14 protein-coding genes and 2 pseudogenes are annotated in these 13,874 nt (G+C 60.9%); 6 read left to right on the top strand and 10 right to left on the bottom strand.

The window, feature by feature from the left end:
• Positions 1-31: 31 nt before the first annotated feature.
• The 9 genes and pseudogenes from AC1D2R_RS01380 to rsmI all read right to left on the bottom strand — a co-directional run.
• Positions 32-438: pseudogene (locus AC1D2R_RS01380) on the bottom strand (magnesium chelatase domain-containing protein); the annotation flags it as partial.
• Between the two features lie 58 nt (positions 439-496).
• Positions 497-1,444 carry a glutathione synthase gene (gene gshB / locus AC1D2R_RS01375; RefSeq protein WP_477964013.1) on the bottom strand — a complete coding sequence of 316 codons (948 nt, stop codon included), beginning with the start codon at positions 1,442-1,444 and terminating at the stop codon, positions 497-499.
• Between the two features lie 96 nt (positions 1,445-1,540).
• On the bottom strand, positions 1,541-2,044 hold the full coding sequence (locus AC1D2R_RS01370) for a cupin domain-containing protein (protein WP_477964011.1): 504 nt from the start codon (positions 2,042-2,044) through the stop codon (positions 1,541-1,543).
• A 105-nt stretch (positions 2,045-2,149) separates the two neighbouring features.
• Positions 2,150-3,253, bottom strand: coding sequence for an ABC transporter ATP-binding protein (locus AC1D2R_RS01365; protein ID WP_477964009.1), 1,104 nt, complete (start codon positions 3,251-3,253; stop codon positions 2,150-2,152).
• A gap of 11 nt (positions 3,254-3,264) precedes the next feature.
• Entirely contained in the window at positions 3,265-4,107 is an 843-nt protein-coding gene (ugpE, locus tag AC1D2R_RS01360; RefSeq protein ID WP_477964007.1) for a sn-glycerol-3-phosphate ABC transporter permease UgpE, read from the bottom strand.
• A gap of 10 nt (positions 4,108-4,117) precedes the next feature.
• Complete coding sequence (locus AC1D2R_RS01355) at positions 4,118-4,999, bottom strand: ABC transporter permease subunit (protein ID WP_477964005.1); 882 nt, start codon at positions 4,997-4,999, stop codon at positions 4,118-4,120.
• Between the two features lie 73 nt (positions 5,000-5,072).
• Positions 5,073-6,371 carry an extracellular solute-binding protein gene (locus tag AC1D2R_RS01350; protein WP_477964003.1) on the bottom strand — a complete coding sequence of 433 codons (1,299 nt, stop codon included), beginning with the start codon at positions 6,369-6,371 and terminating at the stop codon, positions 5,073-5,075.
• A gap of 126 nt (positions 6,372-6,497) precedes the next feature.
• Positions 6,498-6,852, bottom strand: a pseudogene (locus AC1D2R_RS01345) (YraN family protein).
• Positions 6,845-7,702, bottom strand: coding sequence for a 16S rRNA (cytidine(1402)-2'-O)-methyltransferase (rsmI, locus tag AC1D2R_RS01340; RefSeq protein WP_477964621.1), 858 nt, complete (start codon positions 7,700-7,702; stop codon positions 6,845-6,847). Before rsmI ends, AC1D2R_RS01345 begins: the two are co-directional and overlap by 8 nt.
• Before the next feature lie 310 nt (positions 7,703-8,012).
• Between rsmI and dnaN the strand changes: the two genes are divergently transcribed.
• The 6 genes from dnaN (at position 8,013) to AC1D2R_RS01310 (ending at position 12,526) form a co-directional block, all read left to right on the top strand.
• A complete protein-coding gene (gene dnaN, locus AC1D2R_RS01335; protein WP_477964001.1) occupies positions 8,013-9,131 on the top strand; it encodes a DNA polymerase III subunit beta in 1,119 nt (372 codons plus the stop codon).
• A gap of 110 nt (positions 9,132-9,241) precedes the next feature.
• Complete coding sequence (gene pmtA / locus AC1D2R_RS01330; protein ID WP_037065543.1) at positions 9,242-9,835, top strand: phospholipid N-methyltransferase PmtA; 594 nt, start codon at positions 9,242-9,244, stop codon at positions 9,833-9,835.
• A gap of 2 nt (positions 9,836-9,837) precedes the next feature.
• Positions 9,838-10,425 (top strand): histidine phosphatase family protein, encoded by a 588-nt coding sequence (locus AC1D2R_RS01325; RefSeq protein ID WP_477964619.1) that lies wholly within the window; start codon positions 9,838-9,840, stop codon positions 10,423-10,425.
• Position 10,426: 1 nt separating this feature from the next.
• The gene (pyrF, locus tag AC1D2R_RS01320) at positions 10,427-11,122 is read left to right on the top strand and encodes an orotidine-5'-phosphate decarboxylase (RefSeq protein WP_477963999.1); all 696 of its coding nucleotides are present in this window, start codon (positions 10,427-10,429) and stop codon (positions 11,120-11,122) included.
• A 25-nt stretch (positions 11,123-11,147) separates the two neighbouring features.
• A complete protein-coding gene (locus tag AC1D2R_RS01315) occupies positions 11,148-11,435 on the top strand; it encodes a DUF1330 domain-containing protein (protein WP_477963997.1) in 288 nt (95 codons plus the stop codon).
• A 110-nt stretch (positions 11,436-11,545) separates the two neighbouring features.
• Positions 11,546-12,526, top strand: a complete 981-nt coding sequence (locus AC1D2R_RS01310; protein ID WP_477963995.1) for a complex I NDUFA9 subunit family protein — start codon at positions 11,546-11,548, stop codon at positions 12,524-12,526.
• A 514-nt stretch (positions 12,527-13,040) separates the two neighbouring features.
• Here the strand turns inward: AC1D2R_RS01310 and AC1D2R_RS01305 are convergent.
• Complete coding sequence (locus AC1D2R_RS01305) at positions 13,041-13,838, bottom strand: undecaprenyl-diphosphate phosphatase (protein ID WP_477963993.1); 798 nt, start codon at positions 13,836-13,838, stop codon at positions 13,041-13,043.
• Positions 13,839-13,874: the final 36 nt, after the last annotated feature.

Raw genomic sequence — 13,874 nt, 5'->3', positions numbered from 1 at the left:
ACGCAGCAACTGCAGACCGCCCGAATCGGGCGATCGAGGGTTCCGGGCGCGACAGCACCTGGGTGCCATGAAAATGGTTGGCTAGCGCGATCAGGCTGCGGGCGCGAGGAGACGAGATCGGCACCGGGCCAGGCTGCTTCGCCGCTTCCTGCCGGGCAGATCAGGCCCTTGCCCATGGCATTTGCGCCGATCGTGCCGTCGAGATTGAGTTCGCCGATGACGACGTAACCGGACAGCGCATCCGCGGGAACGGCCCCAAGCGCCGCCATCAGGCGGCGCGATCGGAAAGTCGAAATGCGACCCCATCTTGGAAAGGTCGGCCGGCGCCAAATTGACGGCGATCCTCTTGGCCTGCAGCGCAAGCCTCTTGGCATGCAGCGCCGCGTGAACGCGCACGCGGCTTTCTGCAACCGCCTTGTCGGGAAGCTCGACGATCTGTGTGACAAGCACGTCGCAGCGAGTTGCAAAGGCAGCACAAAGACCGGAAAAGGTCGGCTTATGCGCGCTTGCGCTCGATTGCGTCCCAGAGGAGGCTCGCGATATCGCCGCCGCCGAACTTGCGAACTTCGCGGATGCCCGTCGGCGAGGTGACGTTGATTTCGGTCATGTAGTCGCCGATCACGTCGATCCCGACCAGCAGGAAACCGCGCTCCTTCAGTGCCGGGCCGATGCGCGCGCAGATTTCCGTCTCGCGCGCCGTCAGCTCCGTCGCTTCGGCGCGACCGCCGACATGCATGTTGGAGCGACTGTCGTGCTCGGCGGGCACGCGGTTGATCGCGCCGACCGGCTCGCCGTCGACCAGCAGGATGCGCTTGTCGCCCTTGCGGACGTCAGGCAGGTATTGCTGGGCGATGAAAGGCTCGCGGAAAAGCTGACCGAACATCTCCAGCAGAGAGGAGAGGTTGCGATCATCCTTGGTTGAATGGAAGACGCCGGCGCCGCCATTGCCGTAGAGCGGCTTCAGGATGATGTCGCCCATTTCGTCGCGGAAGCGGCGGATTTCCGCCGCGTCCCTGGTGATTAGCGTCTTCGGCATCAGATCGGCGAACTCGGTTACGAAGATCTTCTCCGGCGAGTTGCGCACCCAGGCGGGATCGTTCACCACCAGCGTCTTCGGATGGATGCGCTCCAGGAGGTGGGTAGAGGTGATGTAGGCCATGTCGAAAGGCGGGTCCTGGCGGAGCAGGATAACGTCCATGGCGGACAGATCCACGCGCTCGGGCGCACCGAGTTCGAAATGGTCACCCTTGATGTCGCGCAGGATCATCGGCTCGACAGTCGCGTAGAGATTTCCGTCGCGGAAACTCAGGCGCTCGGGCGTGTAATGGAAAAGCTTGTAGCCCCGGCTTTGTGCCTCGAGGCTCATGGCAAAGGTGGAATCGCCCGCAATGTTGATGCCGGCGACATGGTCCATCTGGACCGCTACGTTCTTGATCTTGGCCATTTCCGTCCCTTAGCTATTGCCGGACAGATGTAGGCCGCGACAGGCGTGAACGCAACGGCCAATCAATGGCTTCCGACTATCGAAAGCGCGGATTCTTCAGGCCGCCAAGCCCCGTTGTCCGCCACTGCGAAGGAGGTTTCGCAGCCGATAAGCCAGTGCCACGGGCTTCGGAAAAGGCTTGCGCAGGAAGGCGACCTTGCGGACGTAATTTTCCACCCGCCAGGTTGCCCAGGTGCCGCCCGCAAAGAAGGCGACATCGCCGGCACACAGCATGCGTTCGGTTCCATCTTCGGCGGTGATGTGGACCTCGCCTTCGAGGATCATCACGGTTTCGTCCCAGCCAAAAAACCAGCGGAATTCGCCGGCCGTGCAATCCCATATCGCGGTGAGCGCCGCATCGTCATGGCCGCGGGAATGTTCTGCCGTGCGCGCCTGCGGATCGCCGTTGACGACCCAGTCCGGATTGATCGGCGTCGACTTCATCGGGAGATCATCGCTCGAATGCGCAACGAACGACTTGCCGCGCGGCGGCGTGACCACATAAGGCACGGAACGCACAGCCATCGCTATCGCGCTCGCAAGCATCAGCTTCACAGCCATGAGAACCCCCTTCTCACTCTACCCCTATCGTGTGCCGACATAGCAGAGAGTCGTAACGGAGCGGTTCAGACGTTTGCTAGAAATTTAACCACCTGGTCCCGTGTTCTATCGCACGGCTTCGTGCACGGGAGCCGACGCACTCCGCTGTCCCGTTGCGCTGCCGATCCGCTTGCCGGTGTCGTGGGCGAAGAAATGCAGCTTCTCCGGCGCAATGAAGAGGCGCAGCTCCGAGGAAAGCGCCGTTTCGGGCGAGACAACTGCGGTCAGTGGCTGGTCGCCGAGGAGACCGTGGAGCAGGCGCTGCGAACCGAGTTCCTCGACATAATCGACCGTCAGCGGCAGTGCGTGCTCCGAAGAAGTCGCAACACGGAGATCCTCGGCGCGCATGCCGACGGTTACCGGACCCGATGTCGGTGCAATCCCCGCCAAGTCGATCAAGCTCGGACCAAGTGCGAGCTTGTCACCGTGCAGCTCGCCGTTGAGCAGGTTCATGGCCGGCGATCCGATGAAGCTCGCGACGAAGGTGGAGGCCGGGGTATGGTAGACTTCGAGCGGTGCGCCGATCTGCTCGATTTCTCCGCCGTTCAGTACGACGAGGCGATCGGCGAGCGTCATGGCTTCGAGCTGGTCGTGCGTCACGTAGATCGACGTGGTTCCTAGCCCGCGCTGGAGGCGTTTGATCTCGCCCCGCATCGACACGCGCAGCTTGGCGTCGAGGTTCGACAACGGTTCGTCGAAAAGGAACGCGGCCGGCTTTCGGACAATGGCGCGTCCCATCGCTACGCGCTGGCGCTGGCCGCCGGAAAGCGCCCTCGGCTTGCGGTCGAGATAGGGCTCGAGTTGCAGCATGCGCGCGGCTTCTGCGACACGCGCGTCGATCTCGGCCTTCGGCGTCTTCCGGTTGCGCAGGCCGTAGGCGAGGTTGTCGTAAACGGTCATGTGCGGGTAGAGCGCGTAGTTCTGGAAGACCATGGCGATGTCGCGCTCGGCGGGATCGACCGTGTTGACGACGCGTTTGCCGATCTTGACCTCGCCCCTGGATATCTCCTCCAGGCCGGCGACCATCCGCAGCAGGGTCGATTTCCCGCAGCCGGACGGACCGACGAGGACGATGAACTCCCCGTCCCTGATGTCGATATCGACCGACTTCACCGCATGGACGTCTCCGGTGTAGATCTTGGAGACCTGATTGATTTCGATGGCCGCCATCGGACGTTCCTTTACTTGTCGCTTTCGGTGAGGCCTTTGATGAACCAGCGCTGAAACACCACGACGATGATGACAGGCGGCAGCATCGCGAGGATCGCGATGGCAAAGGCTTCGTTGTAATCGGGAATCTGCGCGCCTACCCAGACCAGAAGGATCTGCTTTATACCGCGCACGAGCGTGTAGAAGCTCTCGTCGTTGGTCATCAGCATCGGCCAGAGATACTGGTTCCAGCCGTAGACGAACATGATGATGAAGATCGCCGCCACCATCGTGCGCGAGAGCGGCACGATGACGTCGATGAAGAACTTGACGGGACCGGCGCCGTCGATGCGGGCCGCTTCCAGAAGCTCGTCCGGGATCGATTTGAAGAACTGGCGGAAGTAGAACGTGCCCGTCGCAGACGCCAGCAGCGGCACGATCATGCCTGTATAGGTGTTGATCAGATGCAATTGGTGCATGACCTCGTAGGAGGGCAGGATGCGCACCTCGAGCGGCAAAAGCAGCGTCGTGAAAATCATCCAGAAATACAGGGTCGCCAAGCGGAAACGGAAATAGACGATCGCGTAGGCGGCAAGCATCGACAGGACGATCTTGCCGACGGCGAAGCCGATGCCGAGGATCAGCGAATTCATCAGCATGCGGGCGCCGGTGACCTGGCCGGTGAACCCGCCTTGGCGCCTCAGCACCGCGCCATAGGTCTCTGTGAAGTGATTGCCCCAGGTCAGCGTCAGACCTTCGCGGTGGATTTCGGCGGCCTCGTGCGTGGACGTCATGAAGGCGACGACCACGGGCGCCACCATAATGAAGACGCCCAGCAACAGAACGACATGATCGACTATCTTGAGACGGTACATCCCGCGCTCCTCAATTGTAGTGAACGCGCCGCTCAAGGAAGCGGAACTGGAAGACGGTAAGCACGAAGACGACGATCATCAGAATGACCGACTGTGCCGACGAGCCGCCGAGGTCGTTGCCGCGGAAACCATCCATGTAGACCTTGTAGACCAGCGTGATTGGGTTGTTGGCAGCCTTGTCCTTCACCATGACGTCGACGATGCCGAAGGTGTCGAAGAGCGAATAGGTGACGTTGATCACCAGGAGGAAGAAGGCGGTGGGTGCAAGCAGCGGCAGGATGACGGCCCAGAACCGGCGGAAGCCGGAGCGGCAATCGAGCGCTGCGGCCTCGCGCACCGAGACCGGGATGCCCTGCAGCCCGGAAAGGAAGAAGATGAAATTGTACGGGATCTGTTTCCAGACCGAGACGACGACCATCGCGAAGGCCGTGTCGAAATAGTTCAGGCCGACCTTCATGTCCCAGCCGAAAAGGGCTGCGAACCGGACGAAGGGACCGATGTGCTGGTCGAAGAACATCATGCCGATCAGGCCGGCAACCGGCGGGGCGATGGCATAAATCGAAATCAAGAGCGTCTTGTAGGCGGAGTTGCCGCGGATGACTGCGTCGGCCTTGATCGCCAGCAGAAGCCCGATGGACAGCGCGAAGAATGTCACCAATGCGGTAAAGATCGCCGTGAAGCCGGCAATGCTACGATACTCGGCGCTTTCCAGAACGCCTGTATAGTTGGCGAGGCCGACGAAGCTGGAGCCGAAACCGAAGGGATCCTCGAGGAAAAATGAGGACTTCACCGCCTGCACCGACGGCCAGTAGAAAAATATGAATATCACCGCCATCTGCGGCAGCAGAAAGAGGTAGGGCAGCGTTGGCGAGGAAAACTGCACGCGCTTCATGGCGGGACCTTTGCAAAACAGTTCCGGAGACGGCGCGCGCCCCCGGAACCAATGTTTTCAGCGATGGGCTTGATCAGCCGGAGGTCTTGGCAAAGCGCTCGAGGAGCTGGTTGCCTTCCTTCTCGATCGTGTCGAAGGCATCCTTGACGGACGTTTCGCCCGAGAAGATGCGGCCGTATTCGCGTTCCATGATTTCGCGGATCTGCGGGTAGAAGCCGAGGCGATAGCCCTTGGACCATTCGCCGCCCTGCAGCTTCAGCTGCTGGATGCCGACTTCCGCCACCGGCTCCTTCTCGTAGTAGCCTTCCTTCTTGGCGAGCTGGTAGGCCGCCTCGGTGATGGCGACGTAGCCGGTTGCCTGGTGGTAGAATTTCTGGATCTCTGGCGAGGTGAGGAACTGGAAGAAGGCCGCGACGCACTTGTTTTCTTCTGCAGACTTGCCGGACATTGCAAAGAGGGCAGCGCCGCCGATGAAGGTGTTGGTGCCGGCGCCCTTGATCGAGCCCCAGTAGGGAAGGAAGGTTGCCGAGAACGGCATCGTCGCCGTCTTTTTCAGACCGCCAAATGAGCCGGACGAGCCGATCCAGAGAGCGACCTTGTTTTCTTCGAACGGCTTCTGGTTGTCGCTCCAGCCGGCGCCGTAGTATTTGAAGTAGCCTTCGTCAGACCAGGACTTCAACTTGTCGAACATCATGATGAGATTCGGGTCGGTGACCTTGAGCTTGGTGTCGACAACGCTGTCGTAGCCATTGTTGTTGGTCGCGAACTGGATGTTGTTGCGCGAGAAGAAGTTCTCGGTGAACTCCCAGGTCAGCTGCGACTGGACGAGCGGAATGAAGCCGGCTTCCTTGAGCTTGGGCGCGATCGCCTCGAACTCTTCCCACGTCTTCGGCGCTTCGACGCCGGCCTTCTTCAGCGCTTCCGGATTGGTGTACATGATCGGAGCAGAAGAATTGAACGGCATGCCGACGAACTTGCCATCCGCGGCGGCATAGAGATTGCGAACGCCTGGGATGAAGGCTTCGCGATCGAACTTGTAGCCAGCTTCGTTGATCAGGTCTTCAGCCGGAATGACGGCGCCCTTGGCATTGATGATGGTCGCGGAGCCTGCATCGAAGACCTGCAGGATGTTCGGCTGCTCGCCCGAACGGAAGGCGGCAATGCCGGCGGCGAGCGCTTCTTCGTAGGTGCCCTTGCTGACCGGGGTCAGGCTGCAGGCCGACTGCGAAGCGTTGAACTTCTGCGAGACTTCGTTGATGACTTCCCCGTTGCGCCCGCCCATGCCGTGCCACCAGGTGATATTGGTCGCGGCAAAGGACGACGAGGCCGAAAAGCTCACGGCCATGGCCGCCATCGAAAGTTTCTTGATCATGGCTAAATCCCTCTCCACCAGTTGTTGGGGTGAGGAGTGAAATAGAGACCTTCTGTGACGACCCCTTGATGCTTTTATGACATGAGTGTTACAGCACTACCTTTTTGCACGCGATTGCAAGCATCCTCAAAAAGTATACGGAAAATGGCGCGGCAGTCGCCTTGGAGGATTGCAACTATATCGTAACGCTGCGAAAGCAAAACGTATTCGCTTTGACGCGCCAACACAGGTCGCTCGCTGCCCTGATGCGATTCAGTACTGTATGCGACACGGCGTCGATCGCACTCATTTCGTCGCGCCGCGCCTTCACCTCGCCGAAAACCGCGACATTGCGCTTGCGTGCAATGATATCCATCTGGCCGCGCCCGCAGGACGACGATGCAATAGTCTTTCAGCATCAGGAGGACGACGACAAGATGTTCGGAAACGTGGCCCCGCGAAGCGCCCCGCGCCGATTGCTGGCGTCGTTTCTGTCAGCCATCGCTGCTCTTCATGTCGAGAAGCCTCTGGTAAAGTTCCTTTCGAGGAAGCCCGGTCAAGCGCGCCGCCTTTGCAGCCGCCTTTGCCGTCGGCAGAGTCTTCGACAGATCCGCCAACATAGTGTCGACCTCCGCCTGTTCCACCGGCCGCTCCGGCGGCGGGCCGATGACGAGGACGATCTCGCCCTTGACGTTGTCGACATCGGCATAGTGAGCCGACAGTTCGGCCAGCGTGCCGCGGCGGAACTCCTCGTAGGTCTTGGTGAGTTCGCGGCAGACGGACGCCAGGCGGTCCCCGCCGAGCACGTCGGCAGCGGCAACCAGCGCCGCGGCAATGCGATGCGGGGATTCAAAGAACATAAGCGTTGCGGGGGCGGCCGCAAATTCCGCTAGCCGATCACGGCGCGCCTTGTCCCTGGTCGGCAGGAAGCCGGCGAAGAGAAAGGCATCGTTGGGCAGCCCGGAGCCGACGAGGGCAGCAAGCGGCGCGGAGGCGCCGGGGATGGGAACGACACGATGCCCCGCCTCGATAGCGCTCTGGGCCAGCCGATAGCCGGGATCGGAGACGAGCGGCGTGCCGGCATCGGAAACAAGAGCGACCGACTTGCCTGCTTCCAGCGCCTGCATTAAGCGCGGGCCGACTTCATCGGCGTTGTGCTCATGATAGGCGTAGGGGCGGTTATGGATACCGTAGCGGTCGAGCAGGACGCGTGTCACCCGCGTGTCCTCGCAGGCCAGCACATCGGCACCGGCAAGCGTCTCAAGCGCACGCAGCGTGATATCGCCGAGATTTCCGATCGGCGTTGCGACGAGATACAGTGCCGGTTCCAGCGGGCGTGCGGGAACGGCCATGTTGTGCAGGCGAAAGCTGCGCTGTCGGCCGCTCTCGGTTGTTGCTTCATCGTTGCTCAAGATATCTTTGCCCTTTCTGGCTCCCGGCCTTTATGGGCGAGGGCTCGTACTTCGGCAAGAGCCCCGATTTCTGTGAGCATCCCCGGGGAAAACGGCATTTGCGCCGACGCACCCGTTCGCGCCTCTTGCAATCATCCGCAAAATTCTGCCATTTTGCCCATCCACTCCTCCGGTCCCAAGTTTGGGCAAAGGCATTCGTCGGGTGCGCGGTGCGCGCTCGGGCAGTAACGGTCGAAAGCGGTAGCATCCCATGCGTATTACTATTGAGCGGTCAAACCTTTTGAAGTCGCTGAACCACGTCCACCGCGTGGTCGAACGCCGCAACACCATCCCGATCCTGTCCAACATCCTGCTGCGGGCCGAGGGCCAGAACCTCGACATGAAGGCGACCGATCTCGACCTCGAGGTTACCGAGGCAACGCCGGCCAATGTCGAGCAGGCAGGTGCCACGACCGTTCCCGCCCATCTTCTTTACGACATCGTGCGCAAGCTGGCCGACGGTTCGGAAGTCCTGCTTGCGACTAGCACAGACGGCGGCTCGATGACGGTCCAGTCCGGCCGCTCGAAATTCTCGCTGCAATGCCTGCCGGAATCCGATTTTCCCGATCTGACGGCCGGCACCTTCAGCCATACGTTCAAGCTGAAGGCGACGGACCTGAAGATGCTGATCGATCGCACCCAGTTCGCGATCTCGACCGAAGAAACCCGTTACTATCTGAACGGCATCTTCTTCCACACGATCGAAAGTGAAGGCGACCTGAAGCTGCGTGCCGTTGCCACCGACGGCCACCGCCTTGCCCGCGCCGATGTCAAGGCACCCTCGGGTTCGGAAGGCATGCCAGGCATCATCATTCCACGCAAGACAGTGGGTGAACTGCAGAAACTGGTCGACAGCCCGGATGCAATGGTCACGGTCGAGGTCTCCGATGCCAAGATCCGCCTCAGCATCGGCTCGGTCGTCATGACCTCGAAACTGATCGACGGCACCTTCCCGGACTACCAGCGCGTCATCCCGACCGGCAACGACAAGGAAATGCGTGTCGACTGCACCACATTCGCCCAGGCCGTCGACCGCGTCTCGACGATCTCTTCGGAACGCGGTCGGGCCGTGAAGCTGGCGCTCTCGGACGGCCAGCTCCTGCTGACGGTCAACAATCCGGATTCCGGCAGCGCAACGGAAGAAGTCGCGGTCGGCTACGATACCGACGCCATGGAGATCGGCTTCAACGCCAAGTATCTGCTCGACATCACGGCGCAGCTCTCAGGCGACCAGGCGATCTTCCTTCTCGCCGATGCCGGCTCGCCGACGCTCATTCGCGACACGGCCGGTGACGATGCGCTCTACGTACTGATGCCGATGCGCGTTTAGACGCGTCGCATTTGTCTCGCAAACTTTGTCAATTGCGACGTTTGGTCTTGTTTTTCGTTCCACTGCCTGCAATTAGATGCTGGGCTGTGTGTTGCATATAGGAGGACGGCATGGCGTTGCGCCTGAAGGAACGGCTGGGCAAGAAGTTTGACGAGGAGATCCGCTTCTTCAAGGGAATGATGCAGGGTCCAAAGACCGTTGGCTCCATCGTTCCAACCTCCTCCATTACCGCGCGGAAGATGGCGAGCGTCATCAATCCGCATTCAGGATTGCCGGTCTTGGAGCTCGGTCCCGGAACCGGTGCGATCACCAAGGCGATCCTGGGCCGTGGCATCAAGCCGGAAAAGCTGGTCGCGATCGAGTATTCGACGGATTTCTACGAACATCTTGTGCGGCTTTACCCCGGCGTCCATTTCGTCAACGGCGACGCGTTCGATCTCGACAAGACGCTTGGCGCGCTGAAGGGCCAGACCTTCGATTCCGTCATTTCGGCCGTTCCGCTGCTGAACTTCCCGATGCAGGCGCGCACCGCCCTGCTCGAGAGCCTGCTTGATCGCCTGCCGGCCGGCCGGCCGGTCGTGCAGATTTCCTATGGCGCCGTGTCGCCGATCATCGCGCGGCCCGACCGCTACCATATCCAGCATTTCGACTTCATCGTCCGCAACATCCCCCCCGCACAGCTGTGGATCTACCGGCGCGGCTGAGCGTGTTCGGCCTCTACATCACCCATCCCCAAGTGAAGATCGATCCGGCGATTCCCGTTCCAAAATGGGGGCTTTCCGAGATTGGCTCGGCTCGCGCGCACATGGCTGCCAACTCCGCCTGGGCGCAACAGTTGCGGCGGATCGTTTCCAGCGACGAGACCAAGGCAATCGAGGCGGCCGACATTCTTGCGGCCGCGGCAGGCATCGACATCGAGATCGCCGAAGGCATGCACGAAAACGACCGGTCGGCGACCGGCTTCCTGCCGCCGCCGAAATTCGAGGAAGCCGCCAACTGGTTCTTTGCGCATCCCGAGGAAAGCTTCAAAGGCTGGGAACGCGCGATTGATGCGCAGAGTCGGATCGTATCTGCGGTGGAGCGCATTCTGGCCGGGCACGGCGACACCCGCCCCATCGCCTTTGTCGGGCACGGCGGCGTCGGGACGTTGCTCAAGTGCCATCTCCAGGGCAGCCCAATCGGGCGAGACCGCGACCAGCCCGCGGGCGGCGGCAATCTCTATTGTTTCAGCCTTGCAGATCGGCGCTTATCGTGCGACTGGACGCCTATCGAAAAGTGGCTGGGATGGATGTGACATGGACGCACGCGAGCGGCTGATTGTCGGACTGGATGTTCCGACGCTTGGCGAGGCCGAAAAGATGGTCGAAACGCTCGGCGACGACGTCGTTTTCTACAAGATCGGCTACCAGCTCGCCTTCGCCGGCGGCCTTGAATTTGCTCGGGATCTCGCCAAAAGCGGCAAGAAGATCTTCCTCGACATGAAACTGCTCGATATCGACAACACGGTCGCCTCTGGCGTCGAGAACATCGTCAAGATGGGCATGTCCATGCTGACGCTGCACGCGTACCCGAGGGCGATGAAGGCGGCGGTCGAGGCGGCCAGAGGGTCGGACCTCTGCCTGCTCGGCGTCACGGTGCTGACGTCGATGGACGAGCAGGATCTCATCGCAGCCGGCTACGAATATGATCCGCATACGCTGGTGCTGCGCCGCGCCGAGCAAGCGCATCTTGCCGGTATGGGCGGCATCGTCTGCTCCGCGGAGGAGTCCTCGGCCGTGCGCAAGATCATCGGGCCCGACATGGCACTCGTCACCCCCGGCATCCGCCCGGCAGGCAGCGACAAGGGCGACCAGAAGCGCGTGATGACGCCGGCTGCCGCGTTGAAGGCGGGGTCCAGCCACCTCGTCGTCGCCCGCCCCATTGTCAGAGCGGACGACCCCAGCGAAGCGGCACGGGCGATCCTTGCCGAGATGTCAGCCGCACTTCAATAAATCGTTCAAGCCAGGGAGCATTCAGATGGCAAAGGGATACTGGATCGCGCGCGTCGATGTTCGTGACGCCGAGCGCTACAAGGACTACGTGGCGGCGGCAAAGCCCGCCTTCGAGAAGTACGGCGCAAACTTCCTCGCCCGCGGCGGCGCGCTCACCGAACTCGAAGGCAAGGCCCGCGCCCGCAACGTCGTCATCGAGTTCCCCTCGATGCAGCACGCCGTCGATTGCTACAATTCGCCGGAATACCAGATGGCAGCGAAAATCCGCCAGGAAGTCGCCGAGGCCGAGATGGTCATTGTCGAAGGCATCTAGACGATTTCACGCGTGAGAACTGCGGCGCGAGGGCCCTTTTCGGGGCGCCCCGATTGGTCTAAGACGAACACAGATCGATCCCTTGCATTGAGCATTTCGAGGAGCTTGCCATGACACTTGCCAACCTGCCGCCACTCGTCACCGTGTTCGGAGGATCCGGCTTCATCGGCAGGCATGTCGTTCGTGCGCTCGCAATGCGCGGCTACCGCATCCGCGTTGCCGTTCGCCGGCCGGATCTCGCAGGTTTCCTGCAACCGCTCGGCAATGTCGGCCAGATCTCCTTCGTTCAGGCGAACCTGCGCTACCGCAACTCCGTCGATCGCGCCGTGGAAGGTGCCAATTTCGTCGTAAACTGCGTCGGCATCCTCTTTGAGACCGGCCGCAACTCCTTCGAGGCCGTCCAGGAATTCGGCGGCCGCGCGGTTGCTGAAGCGGCTCGCGACGTCGGCGCGAAGCTGATCCACCTGTCGGCCATCGGCGCCAATGCGACGTCCGACTCGGGCTATGGCCGCACTAAGGGTCGCGCCGAAGCGGCCATCCTCTCGATCAAGCCAGATGCCATCATCTATCGGCCGTCGATCGTGTTCGGACCGGAAGACGGTTTCTTCAACAAGTTTGCCGATATGGCCCGCATCGCGCCGATCCTGCCGCTCGTTGGCGGTGGCAATACCAAGTTCCAGCCGGTCTATGTCGTCGATGTTGCCGAGGCTGTCGCGAAGGCGGTAGAAGGCAAGGTTGCCGGCGGCAAGATCTACGAACTCGGCGGCCCGGAAGTGCTGACCTTCCGTGAATGTCTAGAGGTCATGCTTAAGGTGACGTGCCGCACCAACCGCCTCGTATCGATACCCTTCAGCGTCGCTTCGCTGATCGGAAGTGTCGCTTCGCTGGTGCCGTTCGTTGCGCCGCCGATCACGCCCGACCAGGTGCGCCTGCTGAAGAAGGACAATGTCGTGTCCAAGGACGCAGAAACCGAAGGCCGCACGCTGAAGGGACTCGGCATCGCGCCGACGATGGTCACCTCGGTACTTCCCTCCTACCTGGTGCAGTATCGCCCGCACGGCCAGTACACCAGCTCTGGGAAGGCGGCCTGATCCCTGCTCCATCGGACTGTCAGCGCCGTTCGCGATTTCCGCGGGCGGCGTTTTTCGTGGAAGAGATTTCCAGATTCGCGCAAGTTGCGCGTGTTTTTTTGCCGGCGCATTGAGCACGGCCGTTGCATAAAAGCAGCAGGTAATATTTAGCAGAATTAACAACAAATTTAACTGGAACATTTATTGCTATTTGTCATTTCACTGACTACACACCCCGCGCGTCCTCCAACGGACTCAGCGCCTCTGTGCGCAATCAACGGTTTTTGAAAGGCTTTCTTCAATGGGTAGGTCAATCGCGCTTCTGTTTGCGTGTGCGGCGCTGGTGATTCTGGCAGGCTCCTTCGTTGCTCCCGGTTCGGTTGCAGCGGTCAAGGGCGAATGCTCGCCAGCTTATGGTGTCGATCCCTGCGAGACCGGATCCATTAGCCATTGACGAAAAGCCGGCGTCTCGGCGCCGGCTTTTCTTACCAGCGTTCGCGCATGGACTGCACGAATGCTGGACTTGGTGAGCGCCTCAGGCGATGAAGCCCGACGCAGCCAGTCCCAGCAGAACAACGCCAAGAATGATGCGGTAGATGGCAAAAATCGTAAAACGGTTGCTCCGGATATAGGACAGCAGCCATTTCACGGCGATGAAAGCGACTACCGTAGACACGACGAAGGCGATCCCGAGACCGGTCCAGTCTTCGTTTGCCGCTCCGCCATCCTTAAACGTCTTGAGCAATTCGTAGCCGCTCGCCGCATACATGGTCGGAATGCCGACGAGGAAGGCGAATTCGGTCGCCGCAGCGCGGTTGCCTGTACCTGCCAGCATGGCAACGAAAATTGTCGCGCCGGAGCGAGACGTCCCGGGAAAGACGCCGGCAACCACCTGGGCGATACCGACCAGGATGGCGACAAGCCAGGTGATTTCCTTGTGGGGCGGCCGGCGCGCGGCAGCCCATTCGGCAAATATCATCCAGATACCGCCGATGATAAGCGCCCAGGCGATCGGCGTCGCGGTCTCGGGCAACTGGAAGCCGAGTTTCTTGACGATAAGGCCCAGGACCGCCGTGATGAGAAAGGCGACGATCAGCTTGGCGGCATAGGAGCGGTTCTGCGGATCCCGCCAGCCAAGCACCAGATCCAACAGTCGACGCCAGTAGATGATGGTGACGGCGAGAATGGCGCCTGCCTGAATGACGATGTTGAACATATCCGACCGGTGGCCGAGCCATTGCTCCGCAATGATGAGATGGCCGGTGCTCGAGATCGGCAGAAACTCGGTAATCCCTTCAATTATGCCTAGAATTATAGAGTTTATGTAGTCCATAAATTGTCTCCCGTTTAGAGTCCGGTCGGACCTGGA

The sequence above is a fragment of the Rhizobium sp. P1_C7 genome (genome assembly GCF_056406295.1).
The sequence above is the reverse complement of the archived record's forward strand: the minus strand, read 5'-3'. Positions and strand labels throughout refer to the sequence as shown.

Bases quoted from the DNA above. Each gene is read 5' to 3' on its own strand.
- dnaN (WP_477964001.1), top strand. From the start codon at position 8,013: ATGCGTATTACTATTGAGCGGTCAAACCTTTTGAAGTCGCTGAACCAC.
- AC1D2R_RS01365 (WP_477964009.1), bottom strand. From the start codon at position 3,253: ATGGCGGCCATCGAAATCAATCAGGTCTCCAAGATCTACACCGGAGAC.
- AC1D2R_RS01370 (WP_477964011.1), bottom strand. From the start codon at position 2,044: ATGGCTGTGAAGCTGATGCTTGCGAGCGCGATAGCGATGGCTGTGCGT.
- pmtA (WP_037065543.1), top strand. From the start codon at position 9,242: ATGGCGTTGCGCCTGAAGGAACGGCTGGGCAAGAAGTTTGACGAGGAG.
- rsmI (WP_477964621.1), bottom strand. From the start codon at position 7,702: ATGGCCGTTCCCGCACGCCCGCTGGAACCGGCACTGTATCTCGTCGCA.
- ugpE (WP_477964007.1), bottom strand. From the start codon at position 4,107: ATGTACCGTCTCAAGATAGTCGATCATGTCGTTCTGTTGCTGGGCGTC.
- AC1D2R_RS01355 (WP_477964005.1), bottom strand. From the start codon at position 4,999: ATGAAGCGCGTGCAGTTTTCCTCGCCAACGCTGCCCTACCTCTTTCTG.
- AC1D2R_RS01350 (WP_477964003.1), bottom strand. From the start codon at position 6,371: ATGATCAAGAAACTTTCGATGGCGGCCATGGCCGTGAGCTTTTCGGCC.
- pyrF (WP_477963999.1), top strand. From the start codon at position 10,427: ATGGACGCACGCGAGCGGCTGATTGTCGGACTGGATGTTCCGACGCTT.
- AC1D2R_RS01315 (WP_477963997.1), top strand. From the start codon at position 11,148: ATGGCAAAGGGATACTGGATCGCGCGCGTCGATGTTCGTGACGCCGAG.
- AC1D2R_RS01305 (WP_477963993.1), bottom strand. From the start codon at position 13,838: ATGGACTACATAAACTCTATAATTCTAGGCATAATTGAAGGGATTACC.
- AC1D2R_RS01310 (WP_477963995.1), top strand. From the start codon at position 11,546: ATGACACTTGCCAACCTGCCGCCACTCGTCACCGTGTTCGGAGGATCC.
- gshB (WP_477964013.1), bottom strand. From the start codon at position 1,444: ATGGCCAAGATCAAGAACGTAGCGGTCCAGATGGACCATGTCGCCGGC.